The 17,116-nt window shown below is 69.7% G+C and carries 18 protein-coding genes; 6 read left to right on the top strand and 12 right to left on the bottom strand.

The features are described from left to right. Positions 1 to 4: 4 nt before the first annotated feature. From AB6V29_RS00230 to AB6V29_RS00245, 4 genes are read right to left on the bottom strand one after another with little or no spacing between them, the layout of a single operon-like run. Positions 5 to 832 (bottom strand): ABC transporter ATP-binding protein, encoded by an 828-nt coding sequence (locus AB6V29_RS00230; RefSeq protein ID WP_267787451.1) that lies wholly within the window; start codon positions 830 to 832, stop codon positions 5 to 7. Beyond that, positions 829 to 1,881, bottom strand: coding sequence for a FecCD family ABC transporter permease (locus AB6V29_RS00235; protein WP_369357146.1), 1,053 nt, complete (start codon positions 1,879 to 1,881; stop codon positions 829 to 831). Before AB6V29_RS00235 ends, AB6V29_RS00230 begins: the two co-directional genes overlap by 4 nt. A gap of 20 nt (positions 1,882 to 1,901) precedes the next feature. Continuing rightward, entirely contained in the window at positions 1,902 to 2,948 is a 1,047-nt protein-coding gene (locus AB6V29_RS00240; RefSeq protein WP_267787450.1) for an iron ABC transporter permease, read from the bottom strand. 25 nt (positions 2,949 to 2,973) lie between these two features. After that, a complete protein-coding gene (locus tag AB6V29_RS00245) occupies positions 2,974 to 4,011 on the bottom strand; it encodes an ABC transporter substrate-binding protein (protein ID WP_369356373.1) in 1,038 nt (345 codons plus the stop codon). Positions 4,012 to 4,275: 264 nt separating this feature from the next. On the opposite strand from AB6V29_RS00245, the gene AB6V29_RS00250 reads away from it, so the two are divergent. Further along, entirely contained in the window at positions 4,276 to 5,874 is a 1,599-nt protein-coding gene (locus tag AB6V29_RS00250; protein WP_369356375.1) for an ABC-F family ATP-binding cassette domain-containing protein, read from the top strand. Between the two features lie 151 nt (positions 5,875 to 6,025). Here the strand turns inward: AB6V29_RS00250 and AB6V29_RS00255 are convergent, their stop codons facing one another. The 4 genes from AB6V29_RS00255 to AB6V29_RS00270 form a co-directional block, all read right to left on the bottom strand. Next, positions 6,026 to 6,928 carry an SURF1 family protein gene (locus AB6V29_RS00255; RefSeq protein WP_307460106.1) on the bottom strand — a complete coding sequence of 301 codons (903 nt, stop codon included), beginning with the start codon at positions 6,926 to 6,928 and terminating at the stop codon, positions 6,026 to 6,028. 78 nt (positions 6,929 to 7,006) lie between these two features. Continuing rightward, positions 7,007 to 7,213 carry a hypothetical protein gene (locus tag AB6V29_RS00260; protein WP_369356377.1) on the bottom strand — a complete coding sequence of 69 codons (207 nt, stop codon included), beginning with the start codon at positions 7,211 to 7,213 and terminating at the stop codon, positions 7,007 to 7,009. Next, positions 7,210 to 7,581: a DUF3099 domain-containing protein gene (locus AB6V29_RS00265; RefSeq protein ID WP_210076608.1), complete on the bottom strand. Its 372-nt coding sequence runs from the start codon at positions 7,579 to 7,581 to the stop codon at positions 7,210 to 7,212. The genes AB6V29_RS00260 and AB6V29_RS00265 overlap by 4 nt, the downstream gene beginning before the upstream one ends. A 113-nt stretch (positions 7,582 to 7,694) precedes the next feature. Next, positions 7,695 to 8,369: a DUF4190 domain-containing protein gene (locus AB6V29_RS00270; protein WP_369356379.1), complete on the bottom strand. Its 675-nt coding sequence runs from the start codon at positions 8,367 to 8,369 to the stop codon at positions 7,695 to 7,697. A gap of 134 nt (positions 8,370 to 8,503) precedes the next feature. Here AB6V29_RS00270 and fabG point away from each other — a divergent pair, with 134 nt between their 5' ends. After that, positions 8,504 to 9,214: a 3-oxoacyl-ACP reductase FabG gene (fabG, locus tag AB6V29_RS00275; RefSeq protein WP_369356380.1), complete on the top strand. Its 711-nt coding sequence runs from the start codon at positions 8,504 to 8,506 to the stop codon at positions 9,212 to 9,214. A 75-nt stretch (positions 9,215 to 9,289) separates the two neighbouring features. Here the strand turns inward: fabG and AB6V29_RS00280 are convergent, their stop codons facing one another. Together AB6V29_RS00280 and serB are read right to left on the bottom strand one after the other, a co-directional pair. After that, positions 9,290 to 9,967, bottom strand: coding sequence for an alpha/beta fold hydrolase (locus AB6V29_RS00280; RefSeq protein WP_369356382.1), 678 nt, complete (start codon positions 9,965 to 9,967; stop codon positions 9,290 to 9,292). Positions 9,968 to 10,085: 118 nt separating this feature from the next. Further along, positions 10,086 to 10,727 (bottom strand): phosphoserine phosphatase SerB, encoded by a 642-nt coding sequence (serB, locus tag AB6V29_RS00285; protein WP_369356383.1) that lies wholly within the window; start codon positions 10,725 to 10,727, stop codon positions 10,086 to 10,088. Between the two features lie 161 nt (positions 10,728 to 10,888). Here serB and AB6V29_RS00290 point away from each other — a divergent pair, with 161 nt between their 5' ends. Then, positions 10,889 to 11,362: an S-ribosylhomocysteine lyase gene (locus AB6V29_RS00290; RefSeq protein ID WP_210076596.1), complete on the top strand. Its 474-nt coding sequence runs from the start codon at positions 10,889 to 10,891 to the stop codon at positions 11,360 to 11,362. Positions 11,363 to 11,545: 183 nt separating this feature from the next. Here the strand turns inward: AB6V29_RS00290 and glgC are convergent, their stop codons facing one another. Further along, the gene (gene glgC, locus AB6V29_RS00295; RefSeq protein WP_210076594.1) at positions 11,546 to 12,790 is read right to left on the bottom strand and encodes a glucose-1-phosphate adenylyltransferase; all 1,245 of its coding nucleotides are present in this window, start codon (positions 12,788 to 12,790) and stop codon (positions 11,546 to 11,548) included. Between the two features lie 76 nt (positions 12,791 to 12,866). On the opposite strand from glgC, the gene glgA reads away from it, so the two are divergent. The 3 genes from glgA (at position 12,867) to AB6V29_RS00310 (ending at position 15,460) form a co-directional block, all read left to right on the top strand. Next, complete coding sequence (gene glgA / locus AB6V29_RS00300; RefSeq protein WP_267787441.1) at positions 12,867 to 14,057, top strand: glycogen synthase; 1,191 nt, start codon at positions 12,867 to 12,869, stop codon at positions 14,055 to 14,057. A gap of 237 nt (positions 14,058 to 14,294) precedes the next feature. After that, entirely contained in the window at positions 14,295 to 15,077 is a 783-nt protein-coding gene (locus tag AB6V29_RS00305; RefSeq protein WP_369356387.1) for an ABC transporter ATP-binding protein, read from the top strand. A gap of 131 nt (positions 15,078 to 15,208) precedes the next feature. After that, complete coding sequence (locus AB6V29_RS00310; RefSeq protein ID WP_013586710.1) at positions 15,209 to 15,460, top strand: type B 50S ribosomal protein L31; 252 nt, start codon at positions 15,209 to 15,211, stop codon at positions 15,458 to 15,460. Between the two features lie 543 nt (positions 15,461 to 16,003). On the opposite strand, the gene AB6V29_RS00315 is transcribed toward AB6V29_RS00310, so the two are convergent. Further along, positions 16,004 to 16,831 (bottom strand): carbon-nitrogen hydrolase family protein, encoded by an 828-nt coding sequence (locus tag AB6V29_RS00315; protein ID WP_369356389.1) that lies wholly within the window; start codon positions 16,829 to 16,831, stop codon positions 16,004 to 16,006. Between the last annotated feature and the right edge of the window lie 285 nt (positions 16,832 to 17,116).

Raw genomic sequence — 17,116 nt, forward strand, 5'->3', positions numbered from 1 at the left:
AGCGTCAGGCCGTCTGCGCCTGCTCCGGCTCGGCCACCGTGTGGTGCCGACCGATCGGGATGACCATGGGCCGCCCGGTCAGCGGGTCGGGTACGACGCGGCTGTCGAGGCCGAAGACGCGGCGCACGGTCTCTTCGGTGAGGACCTCGGCGGGGTCTCCGGCGGCGATGACCTCGCCCTGCGCCATGGCCACGAGGTGGTCGGCGTAACGGGCGGCGAGGTTGAGGTCGTGGAGCACCATGGCCACCGTGGTTCCGCGGTCGCGGTTGAGGTCGGCGAGCAGGTCGAGGACGTCGATCTGGTGGCTGATGTCGAGGAACGTCGTCGGCTCGTCGAGGAGCAGGACGTCGGTCTCCTGAGCGAGGGCCATCGCGATCCACACGCGCTGGCGCTGGCCGCCGCTGAGTTCGTCGACGGGGCGGTCGGCGAGGTGCGCGACGTCGGTGGCGTCGAGGGCGCGTGCCACCGCGGCGTCGTCGGCGCTCGTCCAGCGCGACAGCGCGCCCTGGTGGGGGTGGCGGCCGCGGCTGACGAGGTCGGACACGGCGATGCCGTCGGGGGCGATCGGCGACTGGGGGAGGAGCCCCAGCACTCGCGCGACCTGCTTGGTGGGCTGGCGGTGGATGGACTTGCCGTCGAGCAGCACCTGCCCCGCGGAGGGCGCGAGCAGGCGCGCCATGGCCTTGAGCAGCGTCGACTTGCCGCACGCGTTCGCGCCGACGATGGTCGTGACCTTGCCCGGCGGGATCTCCAGGTCGAGAGAGTGGACGATGGTCCGGTCTCCGTAGCCGAGGGTGACGCCCTCGGCTACCAGGGAGCGCTCGACGGTCATAGCGTGGTTCCTCCGGTTCGGCTGCTGCGAACGAGCAGGTAGATGAGATACGGCGCGCCCAGCACGCCGGTGATGACGCCCACGGGCAGACGCGTTCCGAACGCGTACTGGGCGCAGAAATCGGCCACGAGCACCAGCAGGGCGCCGAGGAGACCGGCGGGGAGCACGGGAGAGCCGACGGGGCCGAGCAGGCGTACGGCGATGGGGCCCGCCAAGAAGGACACGAAGGCGATGGGACCGGCCGCGGCGGTGCCGAAGGCCAGCAGGCCCACGGCCGCCACGATGAGCAGCAGGCGCGTGCGCTCGACGGGGAGCCCGACGGCGGCGGCGGTGTCGTCGCCCATCCGCAGGATCTCGAGGCGGCCGGACAGGGCGAGCAGGATCGGTCCGAGGATGACGACGGCTCCGGCGACCGGGAGGGCGCGGTCCCACGTGGCGTCGTTGAGGTTTCCGGTGATCCAGCGCATCGCGGCGGGAAGGTCCCACTCGGCGGCGCGAGAGATCACGTAGGACACGACCGCCTGGCACATCGCGGCGACGCCGATGCCGATGAGGATCAGCCGCGCACCGGACCCGCCCTTGCGGTAGGCGAGGAGGTAGATCGACAGGGCGACGGCGAGGGCCGCGGCCATCGCGACGACCGAGACGGCGGTCTCGCCCCACCCCAGCACGACGATTCCGAAGACAGCCGCGGCGCTCGCACCGGTGTTGATGCCGATCACGTCGGGGCTGGCGAGGGCGTTACGCAGCATCGACTGGAAGACGACACCGCCCATGCCGAAGCAGAGTCCCGTGAGAAGGCCGGTCAGCGCGCGGGGAAGGCGCAGTTCGCCGACCGTGAACGAGGCGCCGGCCACCCGTTGTCCGCTCAGCACGCCCCATACCTCGGCGGGGGTGTAGAAGGTCTGGCCGATCATGAGCGACAGGGCGAAGGCGACGACGACCGCGATCGCGAGGGCGACCGTGACGAGCGTCCAGCGGTGACGGCGACGGCGGCGGCCGGCGACGACGGATGCCAGGGCATCGGGCACGACGCTCGCGGTGGCCACCCGTGGGGAGGTGTGCGTGCTCACAGGGCCCTCATCTTCTGGCGACGAACGAGGGCGATGAAGAAGGGGGCGCCGATCAGTGCGGTCACGATGCCGACCTCGATCTCTTCGGGGCGGGCGATGACGCGACCCACGATGTCGGACACGGTGAGCAGGATGCCCCCGCCGGCGGCCGAGACGGGGAGAAGCCAGCGGTGGTCGACCCCCACGAGCAGGCGGCAGATGTGCGGGACGACGAGACCGACGAAGCCGATCGGACCGGCCACGGCCGTCGCGGCGCCGCACAGGATGACCGCCCCTGCCGAGGCGACGAGGCGCGCCGTACGGACGCGAGCGCCGAGACCCGCGGCGAGCTCGTCGCCGAGAGCGAGGGTGTTCAGGGCCGACGCGCTCGCAAGGCAGACGAGGAGGCCCACCAGAAGGAAGGGCAGTACCTGCAGGATCGTGTCGGGGGTGGCGCCTCCCACGCCGCCGATCTGCCAGAAGCGGAAGACGTTCATGACGTTGATGCGGGGGAGCAGAATAGCGCTGATCAGCGAGCTGAACGCGACAGCGGTGACGGCTCCGGCGAGAGCCAGGCGCAGGGGCGTGGGTCCGCCGCGACCGAGCGACCCGATCGCGTAGACGAAGACGGCGGCCGCGGCCGCGCCGATCATGCCGGTCCAGATGTAGCCGGATGCCGAGCTGAGGCCGAAGAACGCGATGCCCGAGACGATCGCGAGCGAGGCACCGCCGTTGATCCCGAGGATCTGCGGGTCGGCGAGAGGGTTGCGCGTGGCGCCCTGGAGTACGGCCCCGGCCACGGCGAGGGCGGCACCGACGAGCATGGCGAGGATGGTGCGCGGGACGCGCTTGCCGACCGCGGCGGCCGACGCGGTGTCGGTCGAGCCGGTGAGGCCGGCCCAGATGTCGGCGGGTGCGACGTCACGGGCTCCGAACGTCACGGAGAGCACGGCGACGACGGCCAGGGCCGCGGCGAACAGGACGACCCAGAGCACGCGTCGCCGCCCCCGTCGACGCGGATCTGCGTCGACGGGGGCGGTCGATGCCGGGGCGAGACGAGTCATCGCGCCGGTGCGGGGGAGAACGCGATCACTTGCCGGCCTTGTCGGCCGCCGCGCCCACGAGGCCGATGAAGTCGTCGCCGTACGAGGTGCCGATCGACAGCGGGCTGGGGTTGCCCGCCGCGGCGATCGAGGTGTTGTCGGTGAGCAGCGCGACGGCACCGCTCTTGATGGCGGGGATGCGCGACCACAGCGGGTCGGCCTGCAACTGGGTCAGGAGCGCCGGGGTTCCGTAACCGACGATGACGTCGACGTCGGCGAAGGACTCGATGTTCTCGGTGCTCTGCGTGAACCAGAACGTCTCGCTGTCCTTGCTCGCGGTCTCGACGGCCGACGAGGGGGTCATACCGAGCTCGGAGAGGTACAGCGCGCGGGGGTCCTTGAGCGAGTAGAAGCCGACGGTGCTCAGGTCGGTCGGGTCGAGCGAGGTGAACAGCGTCTTCTTGCCGGCGAGGGCGGGGTACTTCGCCGACTCGTCGGTCACGTGCTTCTCGAGGTCGCCGATCAGCTGCTCCGCCTGCTCTTCGCGGCCGAGGGCTTTGGCATCCGCCAGCGTCATCTGCTGCCAGGAGGTGCCCCACGCGATCTCGGGGAACGCCACGACGGGGGCGATCTTGCTCAGCGTGTCGTACTGCTCCTGCGTCATGCCGGAGTAGGCGCCGAGGATCACGTCGGGCTTGGCGTCGGCGATCGCCTCGTAGTCGAAACCGTCGGTCTCATCCATGAGCGTGGGTGTCTGCGCGCCGAGCTCGTCGAGCTTGTCCTTGACCCAGGGCAGCAGGCCGTCGCCGTCTTCGTCGCCCCAGGTGACCTTGGGCATGGCGACCGGGACGACGCCGAGGGCGAGCGCCGCCTCCTGGTTGCCCCAGCTGACGGTGACGACGCGCTGCGGCTCCGCCTCGATCGTGGTCTCGCCGAAGGCGTGGTCGATCGTGACGGGGAAGGAACCCGATGCCGACGTCGACGTACCTTCCTGTGCGCCCGGCGCGGCTGAGGTACCGGCGCAGCCGGTGAGGACGAGGGCGGTACCGACGGCGAGGGCCGCCAGAGCGCGGAATCGGGACACGAAGAGCCTCCTGCGTATTAAGTAAGGATAGGCTTAGGTTAGTTCAGGGATCGGGTGAGAACGCAAACTCAGAGGGTGATGGACCGGGGGATTCGTCTCGGTATCGAGGTAACCTCGGCCGCCGTTCCGACGTGTCCGCTGCGCCACGTCGGTAACCCGTCCACGACGAGATAGCGGGCTGTCGGCGGGCATGCAGGGGTGCGTCTTATACTGGGTGGCTGGCCATGTCGGCCACTCCCCATCCCCGAAGAACGGACGTTCGCTGTGCTCGCCGTGCACGACCTCGAGATCCGCGTGGGTGCCCGCGTGCTCATGTCCGACGTGGCGTTCCGCGTCTCCGACGGCGACAAGATCGGCCTCGTCGGGCGTAATGGCGCCGGCAAGACGACGCTGACCAAGGTGCTCGCCGGAGACCTGCTGCCCGCCAACGGCGGCCTCGACCGCTCGGGTGAACTCGGTTACCTGCCGCAGGACCCGCGCTCGGGCGACCCCGAGATGCTGGCGCGCACCCGCATCCTCGACGCCCGCGGCCTGGGCTCGCTCGCCCTCGGCATGCACGAGGCGTCGATGGCGATGGGTGACGACGACCCCGCCGTCGCCGCGAAGGCCATGAAGAAGTACGCGAACTTCACCGAGCGCTTCGAGGCGGCCGGCGGATACGCGGCCGAGGCCGAGGCGGCATCCATCGCCCACAATCTCTCGCTTCCCGACCGCATCCTCGATCAGCCGCTGAAGACCCTCTCGGGTGGTCAGCGTCGCCGCATCGAGCTCGCGCGCATCCTCTTCTCCGACGCGCAGACGATGATCCTCGACGAGCCGACCAACCACCTCGACGCCGACAGCGTCGTGTGGCTGCGCGAATTCCTCAAGGGCTACAAGGGCGGGCTCATCGTGATCTCGCACGACGTCGAGCTCGTCGGCGAGACCGTCAACCGCGTCTTCTACCTGGATGCCAATCGCCAGGTCATCGACGTCTACAACATGAACTGGAAGAACTACCTGCGCCAGCGGGTGGCCGACGAGGAGCGTCGCAAGAAGGAGCGCGTCAACGTCGAGAAGAAGGCCACGGCACTGCAGCTGCAGGCCGCACGCTTCGGCGCCAAGGCCTCGAAGGCCGCAGCCGCGCACCAGATGGTCGCGCGCGCCGAGAAGATGCTCTCGGGCCTCGACGAGGTGCGTGCCGAAGAGCGCGTCGCGAAGCTGCGGTTCCCCAAGCCCGCGCCCTGCGGCAAGACGCCGCTCATGGCCTCGGGCCTGTCGAAGTCGTACGGTTCGCTCGAGATCTTCACCGACGTCGACCTCGCTATCGATCGCGGCTCGCGCGTGGTCGTCCTGGGGCTGAACGGTGCGGGAAAGACCACGCTGCTGCGTATTCTCGCCGGAGTCGACCAGCCCGACACCGGTCAGCTCGAGCCCGGGCACGGCCTGAAGATCGGCTACTACGCCCAGGAGCACGAGAATCTCGACGTGAACCGCTCGGTGCTCGAGAACATGATGTCGTCGGCCCCGCACATCACCGCGACCGAGGCCCGCAAGGTGCTGGGATCGTTCCTTTTCGTCGGCGACGACGTGTTGAAGCCCGCCGGGGTCCTCTCGGGTGGCGAGAAGACGCGCCTGTCGCTCGCCACGCTCGTCGTCTCGTCGGCCAACATGCTGTTGCTCGACGAGCCCACGAACAACCTCGACCCCGCCTCGCGCGAGGAGATCCTCGGCGCGCTGTCGCACTACGAGGGCGCCGTCGTGCTCGTCTCGCACGACGAGGGCGCCGTCGAGGCGCTGAACCCCGAGCGCGTGCTGATCCTGCCCGACGGGGTCGAGGACATCTGGGGTCGCGACTACGCGGATCTGATCACACTGGCGTAGCGGGTCGCGAAGGGCCGCGGTGCGTGGCACCATCGCCGAGTGACCCGTCAAGAGATTCCTGAAGACGTCAGAGCGATCGTCTTCGATGTCGGCGAGACGCTGGTGGACGAAACGCGTCTGTGGGGTGCCTGGAAATCCGTCCGTCCCGCGCTCAGCGTGCGTCGAGCAGGGCGTCCTCGTCGTCGGCGTCGCGGTCCTTCGGGCGTTTGCGCGAGCGGTGCAGGGCGACCGGGTCGACGCGACGGCGCTCACCGGAGGGCTTCTCGGGCGAGGGGAGGGGTTCGACCAGCGCGTCCTCGTCGTCCTCGTCTTCGTCCTCTTCGCGGCGGAGCTTGCGCTCGTTGATGATCACGTAGGTGATGAAACCGAAGCCCATCACGGCGAAGAGGATCCACTGCACCGCGTACGAGAGGTAAGGTCCGGGGTCGTTGCTCGGTGGATCGACCGGGGCGGGGGCGGTCGCGGGAGCGGGGGATTCCGACATGAGCAGGCCGTACGCGCCCTGCTCGATGGGGCCGGTCTGCTCCTCCACGAGTCCGAGATTGATGGTGGGTACCTGACCCGCCTCGGCGGTGCGACCCGAGGTCGGGGCGGCCTCTTCGGGGCGCAGACGGACCTCGACGGTCACGTCGCCGGAGGGCGGCGCGGGGATGTCGTCGGGTTCCGACTGCTGGTTGCCCGGGGGGAGCCAACCGCGGTCCACGAGGAACGTGCGGCCGTCGTCGAGTCGGAACGGCACGAGCTGTTCGAAGGCCGCCGAGCCCCCGTGCGCGCGGTTTCTGACGAGCAGCTGCTCGTCGGCGAGGTACTGCCCCTGCATGCGCACGGGACGCCACTCGTCTCCCGGGTTCATCTCGGCGCCGGGGGCGAGCAACTCCGCGAGGGGGACCGGGGTCGCGTCGTAGTTGTCGGCGACGAGTTGCAGTTGCTCGCTGCGCTCGGCGTTGCGCGAGAACTGCCAGTTCGAGAGGAACCCGCAGGCGATCGCGAAGAGGATCGCGATACCGACGTAGATCGCCCAGCGCCCGGCCGCGGGCATCTCACGCGCGCTCATCGCGGGCACCTCTCGATGCGCACGTTCATCTCGACCGAACAGACCACGTCTTCCAGGGTACGTCCGACGGCAGGGCGTTCACGCGCGATCGCTCGAGAGGGCGGCGACCTCGACGGGGAAGTCGCGGGCGCCGAGGAACTCGCGCAGATAGGCGACGTGCTCGTCGCAGGCGACCCAGGTCTTGCGGCGGTCGGCCGCGTGGATGCGCGGGTTGCGCCAGTGGATCGCCCAGACGGCGGCTTCTCGGCATCCGGCCCGCGAGCATTCGGCGGGCTCGTCGCTCACGAGCGGTCGTCGCGCGGAGGGTCGAGGCGCGGGGTCTCGGCGATACGGATGACCAGCGGGCCCTCGGCAGCGGCTGCGGGAGCGGGGGCGGCCGAGGGAGCTTCGATGGCGCGCTCGGGGTTGATCGCCTCGGTGGAGCCTTGGTCGGCGCCGACGTTGGCGACGATCACGGCGAGATAAGGCAGGAAGATCGCTCCGGCCGCGAACACGAAGGTGTACCAGCCGTAGGGAGTGATGACGGCCATCGCGATGAAGCACGCGATGCGGATCCCCATCATCACCATGTACTTGGTGAAACGGGAATCGGCGTCCTCCCTCGGTGCCTTGGGGAGCGACGTCGCGGACTGAGCGGTGTGCGATGTCTTCACAGTGTTATCAGGGTACGCCCGTGGGGATGACACAGGGTGCGCTCTCGCGCCGACTCTTCGACATCGTGACAAGCCGCCGGGCGCCTGAGCGCCCGGCGGCTTGATCGCGACCGTCAGGCGCCGTAGCGCGAGCCGCTGGAACCGGCGCTGCCGGCGATGAGGATCGAGATCCCGATGATGAAGAGGATAACGAACAGGAGCGTCACGTAGCCGATGATGACACCCGCAAGCGCCATTCCGCGGCCGCGCTCGCCCCGCTCCTTGATCTGCTTGAGCGAGATGTGCCCCATGATGACACCGGCGATCGATCCCACCACCGGGAGGATGAGCACGAAGCCGACGAGGGATGCCACCAGCGACACGATCGCGAGAACGTTGGTGCGCGCGGGGGCGGCGTAGGCGCCCCCGTACCCGTACGCCGCGTTCGGGGCGCCGTACGCGGGCTGTCCGTAGGTCGAGGTCGTGGGCTGCCCGTACGCCGGTGCGCCGTAGGCGGGCGCGCCGTAGGCTGCACCGGCCTCGGGCGCGGGTGCGCCGTAGGCGGGGGCCTCGGGCGCGGGTGTGTGGGATGCCGGGGCTTCCGGCGTCGGGGTTCCGTAGGGCGTAGCGGTGTCCGCCGGAGCGCCGGAAGGTGCCGCGGACGCTGGCGTGCCTGCTGCCTCGTACGGGGGAGCCGGGGGCGTGTCGCTCTGCGGAGCGTACGGCGACGACGGCTGGTCGCCGCCGTTCGCGTTGTCGGACCCGATGTGCTCGGGATGCTGCGGGTCGGTGGTGCGGTCGTCGCTCACGGGAGCCCCTTTCGTCGCGCGTTCCTCCAGCGTTCCAGCGGCGCAGACCCCGTGTCAAACCTCGGCGGGCGAGGCGGGGGAGTCGCCTCGGTAGGCTAGGGCGGTTCCGTCACCGCAAGCGCAGGAGTCTCACCATGTCCCAGGACCGCGTCGTCGTCGTCACCGGAGGAAACCGGGGCATCGGTCGAGCCATCGCCGAGCGTTTCGTCGCCGAGGGATGGAAGGTCGCCGTGACCGCCCGCTCCGGTGAGGGCCCCGAGGGAACCCTGACCGTGCGCGCCGACGTGACCGACGCCGCCGCCGTGGACGCCGCCTTCACCCAGGTGGAAGCCGAGCTCGGCCCGATCGCAGTGGTCGTAGCGAACGCCGGTGTGACGAAGGACACCCTGTTGCTCCGCATGAGCGAGGACGACTTCGACAGCGTCGTCAACACCAACCTCGGTGGCGCCTTCCGCGTGGTCAAGCGCGCTTCCAAGGGCATGCTCAAGGCGCGCTGGGGTCGTGTCATCCTCATCTCGAGCGTCGTCGGTCTGTACGGTTCGGCCGGTCAGATCAACTACGCCGCCTCCAAGAGCGCGCTCGTCGGCTTCGCCCGCTCGCTCACGCGGGAACTCGGCGGTCGCGGGATCACGGCGAACGTCGTGGCACCGGGCTTCATCGAGACCGACATGACGGCCGAGCTTCCCGCCGACACCCAGTCCGAGTACAAGAAGAACATCCCCGCCGGACGTTTCGCCTCCCCCGACGAGGTCGCCGGAGTCGTGACGTGGCTCGCCGGCGATAACGCCGCGTACATCTCGGGCGCCGTCATCCCGGTCGACGGTGGTCTCGGTATGGGGCACTGACGCCGAGAGTCCGGCTCACCCCAGAACCCGAAGGCCCGGCGCGACACCATCGCCCTATCGATCGGGCCCGGTTTCTCACCGCACCGCGGCGACCAGCTTCTCGGCGAACCGCTGGGGCTGCGAGAACTGCGGCCAGTGGCCGGAGCCGAGCCGCACGACCTCGAGACTGTCGAGGCGGTCCACCTCTTCGGCGTACGCACCCCACTCGGCGAGCACCCGCGGGAGGGCTTCTGCATCGAGCTGCCCCGACAGGATCGTCACGGGCACGGTGAATCGCCGCTCGTCGCTCAGGGTGATCCGCGAGCTCGGCACGCGGCCGGGCACATCGACGACCTGCTGCGCGGTGCGCTCTCGCGTCTGTGGGTCGAGGTCGGCGACGTCGTCTTCGTCGAAGAAGTCCCACCCGGGGAAGTGCACGACACCGTCCTCGATGGGGAATTCGGAGATCATCGCGCCCGGATGCGGCACGATCGTGTCGACGAGGATGACGCGCGCGACCTGGTCGGGCCGGCGGTCGGCCGCACCCCAGACGACGTTGCCGCCACCGGAGTGCCCGACGAGGATCACCCGGCCACCGATGCGGTCGATCTCTGCGACGACCGCATCGACCCAGTCGTCGACGACCAGATCGCCCACGGCTGGTCCAGGCAGAGTCAACGGATGCGGACGATGGTCGGCCGCCTCGAGGGCGGGGGTGATGTCGTCCCACGACGACGCGTCGAGCCAGAGACCGGGAACCAAGATGACGTCCATGCGGCGAGGGTAGAACGGGGCTCCGACATCGGGAAGGGGACCGTCGCGTCGGCTCGGTGGGGCGGCAGGCCGCCGCCGGGGGGAGAGTCCGAGGCGGTCGTCAGCCCGGGGCGCCCCGTCAGCGGGGGAGGAGGGCGACGACCTGCGCGAGGTCGACGGGGCCGACCACGAGATCCGCGCGCTCGCGCACGGCGGGCTTGGCGTTGAACGCGAGACCGAGTCCCGCGGTCGCCATCATCTCGAGGTCGTTCGCGCCATCTCCGATCGCGAAGGTGAGAGGGAGGGGGACACCGAGCTCGGCGGCCCAGCGGCGGAGCGTGTCGGCCTTGGCCCTGGCATCCACGATGTCTCCGTCGACCTCTCCCGTGAGAGCTCCGTCGACGGCCACGAGCCGGTTCGCGCGCCAGAGGTCGACGCCCAGGCCGGGAGCCACGGTGTCGAGAACCTCGTGGAACCCGCCCGACACGACGCCGACGACCCCGCCGCGCTCGTGCACGGCGGCGATCAGCTCGCGCACGCCCGGGGTGGGGTCGATGCGCGCGATCGCCCGCTCGAACGCCTCGGTGGGTACGCCCGCCAGTGCGTGCACCCGCGAGCGCAGGCTCGTGGCGAAGTCGACCTCGCCGCGCATCGCGGCTTCGGTGGCGGCGGCCACCTCGGCACCCCGGCCGGCCTCGTCGGCGAGGAGCTCGATGACCTCGTTGCGGATCAGCGTGGAATCGGCATCGAGGACGACGAGGAAACGGGCGGTCGCAGGCACGCGCTCCACGCTAGCGGTTCGAGAAGGGACGCCCCGCCGGGTCGCGTCCGCGCGCCGGAAGACGCGGCCGTCGGCGTCGCACGGCGTCACGCGGGGTCTGCCGGCGGCGCGCCCGCCGTAGGCTCGTGCGGTACCCCCGCTTCCTCCGAAGGGACCTCCTCATGGCCGACGTCGAAAGCTTCACCCTGGATCACACCGCCGTGCTGGCGCCGTACGTACGCCTCATCGGCACCGAGTCGGGGCCTCGTGGCGACGTCATCTCGAACTTCGACCTGCGACTCGTGCAGCCGAACGAGCAGGAGATCCCCACCGCGGGGCTCCACACCATCGAGCACCTTCTCGCCAGCCTCGTGCGCGATCGCATCGACGGTCTGATCGACATCTCGCCGTTCGGCTGCCGCACCGGCTTCCACGTGATCATGTGGGGCGAGCCCGAGGTCGCGGCCCTCGTCGACGCGATCTCCGACTCGCTGCGCGCGATCGCCGAGGACGTGGAGTGGGACGACGTCCCCGGCACCGACGCTTTCAGCTGCGGCAATTACCGCGACCACAGCCTGCACACGGCGAAGGAGTGGTCGAAAGCCGTTCTCGCCAAGGGCATCTCGCGCGACGCGTTCGAGCGCGTGGGGGTCTGAGAGAGGGCCTCTGCGTACGAGCGCGTCTCACCCGGCCCGCGTCGCAGGCGCCCATCCCGTGCGACGGCCTCGGGCGCGATGGTGAGAAGATCGCTCTCCCGACGAGAGAGGGGCGGTGACCAGCTCGGTCATCGCCCCTCTTCTGCGCCCGGAGCCGTGCGGCATCCGGAGCCGTCCCGATCGCTAGGCGTGGACGTGCACGTCCTTGCCGACGACGGTGATGCCCGTCTCGGTCACGGTGAACCCGCGGGCGAGGTCGCGCTCGCGGTCGACGCCGATGGTCGCGCCGGGCTCGAGGACGACGTTCTTGTCGAGGATCGCACGGTGGATCCGCGCGCCCGCGCCGACCTGCACGCTGTCGAAGAGCACCGAATCGGTGATCGTCGAGCCGCCCCCGGCGAGGGCCCACGGGCCGACGACGCTGCGCTCGAGGTGCGTGCCCGAGAGCACGGAACCGAGAGACACGATCGAGTCGATCGCGTTGCCGATGCGTCCGACGGAGTCGCGCACGAACTTCGCCGGCGGGGCGTTGAAGGTCTGCGAGTAGATCGGCCAGTCGTTGTTGTAGAGGTTGAACACGGGCAGGGTCGAGATCAGGTCCATGTGCGCGTCGTAGAACGACTCGATCGTGCCGACGTCACGCCAGTACGACTGATCGCGCGGGGTGGAGCCGGGCACGTCGTTGCGGTTGAAGTCGTAGACGGCGGCCTCACCGCGGTTGACGAAGTAGGGCACGATATCGCCGCCCATGTCGTGCGCCGAGGTCGGCAGCTCCCCGTCGTGGGCGACGGCTTCGACCAGGGCGTCGGTGTCGAAGATGTAGTTGCCCATCGAGGCGAGCACCTCGTGGGGGGCATCGGCCAGTCCCTCGGGGTTCTGCGGCTTCTCGAGGAAGGCGCGGATCTTCGTCGGGTCGGTGGGGTCGGTGTCGATCACGCCGAACTGGTTCGCGAGCGAGATCGGTTGACGGATGCCGGCGACCGTCGCCCGCGCGTCGGAGGCGATGTGGGCGTCGAGCATCTGCTTGAAGTCCATGCGGTACACGTGGTCGGCGCCGATGACGACGACGATGTCGGGCTTTTCGTCGCGGATCAGGTTCATCGACTGCAGGATCGCGTCGGCTGAGCCCGAGAACCATCGCTTGCCGAGTCGCTGCTGGGCCGGGACAGAGGCGACGTACGCGCCGAGCATCGGCGACATGCGCCACGTCTGCGAGATGTGGCGGTCGAGGCTGTGCGACTTGTACTGCGTCAGCACGACGAGCTGACGCAGTCCCGAATTGATCAGGTTCGATATCGCGAAGTCGATCAGGCGGTACTGGCCGCCGAAGGGGACGGCGGGTTTGGCGCGGTCCGCCGTCAGGGGCATGAGTCGCTTTCCCTCGCCGCCGGCGAGGATGATTCCGAAGACCTTCGGCGCTGCAGGCATGGCACCACCCTAGGGCTCAGGGAAGCGAGCGGGAACACGTTCACGGCGCGTCTCTGCCTGTACTACGGTTCGTCTCATGCGCGTCGACATCGTGACCAAGGAGTACCCGCCGGAGATCTACGGCGGAGCCGGGGTCCACGCCACCGAACTCGTGAAGGCGCTGCGCGCCGAGGGCACCGAGGTGCAGGTGCGCGCGTTCGGCGCGTCGCGCGAGGAGGCGGACACGACCTCGTACGGCGTGCCCGCCGAGCTGGCCTCGGCTAACGGGGCCATCCAGACCCTCGGCACCGATCTGGCGATCGTGTCCGACATCGCGGGCGCCGACGTCGTGCACTCCCACACCTGGTACGCGAACTTCGCGGGTCACCTGGCGTCGCTTCTCCACGGCATCCCGCATGTCGTCACCGCTCACAGCCTCGAACCGCTCCGCCCGTGGAAGGCCGAACAACTCGGTGGCGGCTACGCGGTGTCGAGCTACATCGAGAAGACCGCGTACGAGGGCGCTGCGGCGGTCGTCGCGGTCAGCTCGGGCATGCGCGACGACATTTTGCGCAGCTACCCCTCGCTCGACCCCGACAAGGTGCGGGTCATCTACAACGGCATCGACACCGAGTCATGGCATCCGGTGTCGGACGACGACTTCCTGCGGTCGCAGGGAATCGACCCCGCACGTCCGTCGGTCGTGTTCGTCGGTCGCATCACCCGTCAGAAGGGCCTGCCGTATCTGCTGCGTGCGGCGGAGCAGCTTCCGCCCGAGGTGCAGGTGATCCTGTGCGCGGGAGCTCCCGACACCCCGCAGATCATGGCCGAGGTCCAGGAGCTCGTGCGGGGACTGCAGGCCACCCGCGACGGGGTCGTCTGGATCGAGCGACTGCTGCCGCGCCACGAGCTGTGCGCCATTCTCACGGCCGCGACCACGTTCGTGTGCCCCTCGGTGTACGAGCCCCTGGGCATCGTGAACCTCGAGGCCATGGCGTGCGGTGCCGCGGTGGTGGGAACGGCGACGGGCGGTATTCCGGAGGTCGTCGTGGACGGCGTGACCGGCCGCCTCGTGCCGATCGACCAGGTGCAGGACGGCACGGGAACGCCCGTGGATCCCGAGCGTTTCGTCGACGACCTCGCCCGTGTGCTGACGGAGGTGTCGATGGATGCCGAGAAGGCCCGGGCCTACGGACGCGCCGGACGCCAGCGCGCGGTCGATGACTTCAGCTGGGCGGCGATCGCGGAGACCACTGCGGCGCTGTACGCGGAGGTTGCGGGGAAGTAACTCGCGGTGGTCGTCGGGGGCGTGGTGGTGCTGTGCGCGGCGGTTGCGGGGAGGTAGCTCGCGGTGGTCGTCGGGGGCGCGGTGGCGTTGTGCGCAGCGGTTGCGGGGAGGTAGTTCGGGGCGGTCGTCGGGGGCGTGGTGGCGATGTGCGCCCGGGTCCTGCGCTGGCCGTGGCCCGCTGTCCACAGGGGCCGCGTGGCATCCGATTCTCTCCGGCTCGGACAGTAGGCTGGAGGCATGCCCCAGGTTCTCGAGTTCTCCGACGTCGTCGTCCGCCGGAACGCGCGGGACATCGTGTCCCACCTCGACTGGACGGTGTCGGATGACCAGCGCTGGGTCGTCCTCGGCCCGAACGGCGCGGGGAAGACGACGGTTCTCCAGCTCGCCGACACGCTGCTGCACCCCACGTCGGGTTCGGTGACGATCCTCGGCGAGCGTCTGGGTCGCACCGACGTGTTCGAGCTCCGCCCGCGCATCGGGTTCGCGTCGTCGGCGATGGCGCGTCGCGTGCCGCCGGAAGAGACCGTCCTCGACGTCGTGCTCACGGCGGCCTTCTCGGTCGTCGGTCGCTGGCGCGAGGACTACGACGACATCGACGAGCGTCGCGCACTGCGCGTGCTGGCCGAGTGGAAACTCGACCACCTCGCCGACCGCACCTTCGGCACCCTGAGCGACGGCGAGCAGAAGCGCGTGCAGATCGCCCGCGCGGTCATGACCGACCCCGAGCTGTTGCTGCTCGACGAGCCGACGGCCAGCCTCGACCTCGGAGCGCGCGAAGAACTGCTGGCTCTGCTGTCCGGTTATGCACAGGCTCCCACCACGCCCGCGATGGTCATGGTGACGCACCACGTCGAGGAGATCCCCGTCGGGTTCACGCACGTTCTTCTTCTGCGTGACGGTGAGGTCGTGGCATCCGGGCCCCTCGACGAGGCGCTGACGGCGGAGAACCTCTCCAAGGCGTTCGGGCTCGACATCACGCTCACGCACGAAGCCGGGCGCTGGGCGGCTCGCGCCTCCTGATCCGATCGTCGCTCGAGTCACGGGGCCGCGGCCCGGAGCTGGGCCTGGTAGACTCTCCCGTTGGTGCCATCGGCGCCGCAGACTTTGACGTCCTGGCAGAATCCAGGACACCACTTCTCAAAGGACCTCCCATGAAGACTGACATCCACCCCACGTACAAGGCCGTCGTGTTCCGCGACCTCGGTTCGGGCGACACGTTCCTCACCCGTTCGACCGTGTCCAGCGACAAGACGATCGAGCTCGACGGCGTGGAGTACCCCGTCATCGACGTGGAGATCTCGTCGGCTTCGCACCCGTTCTACACGGGCAAGCAGCGCATCATGGACTCGGCCGGTCGCGTCGAGAAGTTCAACCAGCGCTTCAAGAACTTCGGCGGTCGTTGATCCGCAGCGGTTCTCGCAGCGAAAGCCCCTCGTCCTTCGGGATGGGGGGCTTTCGCGTTACACGGGGAGCGCGTTGAAGCACGTTCGTTTTCCTGCGCGTGAGCGGATTGTTCTGCGGTATTCGCCTCACGCGGACGGGCGCTGCAACCGCCGCCGAGCTGTGGACCCTGAGAAACCCGGTGAACTTCGTGGGGCGGCGATGACCTCTGAGTCGCGTACCGCTGCGGGGTGGTGAGAGGGCTCGGCGGAATGTCTTCGGTTGTGCGGTGCTGTCGGCTCGTGGCGCGGGGTCGCCGTGCGGGGTGAGGGACGGGCGGGTGGTGGCGGACGTTCGCCGGGCTGGTTCGGGCCGGTGTTGCGGGAGCGGCTCGTGGCGTGGGTTCGCCGCGCGGGTTGAGGGACGGGCGGGACGGCCGGGTGGTGGGGGAGGTTCGCCGGACTGGTTCGGGCCGGCGTTGCGCGCGCCTCGTGGCGCGGGGTCGCCGCGCGGGTAGAGGGTCTGGCGGGACGGCCGGGTGGTGGGGGGAGATTCGCTCAGCCGTTTCAGGCCGGTGCTGCGCGACCGGCTTGTGACCGGAGTTCGCCGGATCGCTCGAAGGCGCCCAGGTCGTCTCGGCGGTCCGCCCACATGCGCTGGTCGCGACGGACGTCTTCCACGACAGCGGGGTCGATGTCGGCGATGGCCAGCCCTTCGCGTTCGCCGACGGCCGCGATGCGGCGTCCCAGCGGGTCGAAGATGGCCGAGCCGCCGATGAAGTCGCTCGGAACGCCGACGAGACCGCTGTAGACGACGTAGATGCCGTTGTCGAGCGCACGTGCGGCCAGGTGAAGATCGCGGCGGCGGCCACCGCCCGGAAAATATGCGCCGCTGTTGAGATAGACGGTGGCGCCGGCAGCCGCAGCCGCGGCGGCATGCTCGGGAAAGTTCGCGTCATAACAGACCGATAAGGCGAACTCGACGTCGCGGATTCGGAACGAGTATCCACGCGCGCCGGAGGTGAAGAAGGCGCGCTCGGGCGAGTGGAGGTGTTGCTTGGAGTACGCGGGGTAGGGCGGTTGGCCGGGGGTGAACAGGAGGTCGGTCAGCGTTCGTCGATCGCCCGCCTGGAGCGCGGTATTCACTACGGCGGCGACGCCCGTCTCGTCGACAGCCTCCTGCAGCGGGGCGAGCCACGCGCGGTCCGCGATGCTCGGCAGCACACCAGCGGCGAAAACGGTCTCGTCGTAGCCGGTGAGGAACGCCTCGGGAAAGAGGACGACGTCTGCTCCGGACGCGTCGCTTTCGATGACGAACTGCGCCGCTCGCGTGACGTTGACCTCGACGGCGCCAGGGACGGCCTCGGCCTGGACGGTGGCAATGCGGGCGGTCACGAGAGCAGTTTGACAGGTCAGGGGCGGGTCGTTGCGGTCGGCGGTGGCGGGGCGGGCAGGGCGCGGAAGTGGATCGGTGTTGGTGTCGGGTCTGGGATCGGGGCAGCGGTAGCGCGGTGCGGTCAAGGGGGAGGCCCAGGGCTGGGTCGGGGCCTCGAGCAGGGGCAGGCGACGGCGGCGGGTGCGCGGCGCGGTGCGGAAGTGTGCAGGGGTTGGGGGCGGATTCGAGATCGGGCAGCGGCCCGGCGGTGAGCCCGGGTTGGGGTCGGGGCCGGACTCGGAATC

The organism is Microbacterium sp. 20-116 (assembly GCF_041079415.1).
Lineage (GTDB): Bacteria > Actinomycetota > Actinomycetes > Actinomycetales > Microbacteriaceae > Microbacterium.

Excerpts from the sequence above, each read along its gene's own strand:
- AB6V29_RS00230 (WP_267787451.1), bottom strand. The coding sequence starts at position 832 with ATGACCGTCGAGCGCTCCCTGGTAGCCGAGGGCGTCACCCTCGGCTAC.
- AB6V29_RS00240 (WP_267787450.1), bottom strand. The coding sequence starts at position 2,948 with ATGACTCGTCTCGCCCCGGCATCGACCGCCCCCGTCGACGCAGATCCG.
- AB6V29_RS00255 (WP_307460106.1), bottom strand. The coding sequence starts at position 6,928 with ATGAGCGCGCGTGAGATGCCCGCGGCCGGGCGCTGGGCGATCTACGTC.
- fabG (WP_369356380.1), top strand. The coding sequence starts at position 8,504 with ATGTCCCAGGACCGCGTCGTCGTCGTCACCGGAGGAAACCGGGGCATC.
- AB6V29_RS00280 (WP_369356382.1), bottom strand. The coding sequence starts at position 9,967 with ATGGACGTCATCTTGGTTCCCGGTCTCTGGCTCGACGCGTCGTCGTGG.
- AB6V29_RS00290 (WP_210076596.1), top strand. The coding sequence starts at position 10,889 with ATGGCCGACGTCGAAAGCTTCACCCTGGATCACACCGCCGTGCTGGCG.
- glgC (WP_210076594.1), bottom strand. The coding sequence starts at position 12,790 with ATGCCTGCAGCGCCGAAGGTCTTCGGAATCATCCTCGCCGGCGGCGAG.
- glgA (WP_267787441.1), top strand. The coding sequence starts at position 12,867 with ATGCGCGTCGACATCGTGACCAAGGAGTACCCGCCGGAGATCTACGGC.
- AB6V29_RS00305 (WP_369356387.1), top strand. The coding sequence starts at position 14,295 with ATGCCCCAGGTTCTCGAGTTCTCCGACGTCGTCGTCCGCCGGAACGCG.
- AB6V29_RS00310 (WP_013586710.1), top strand. The coding sequence starts at position 15,209 with ATGAAGACTGACATCCACCCCACGTACAAGGCCGTCGTGTTCCGCGAC.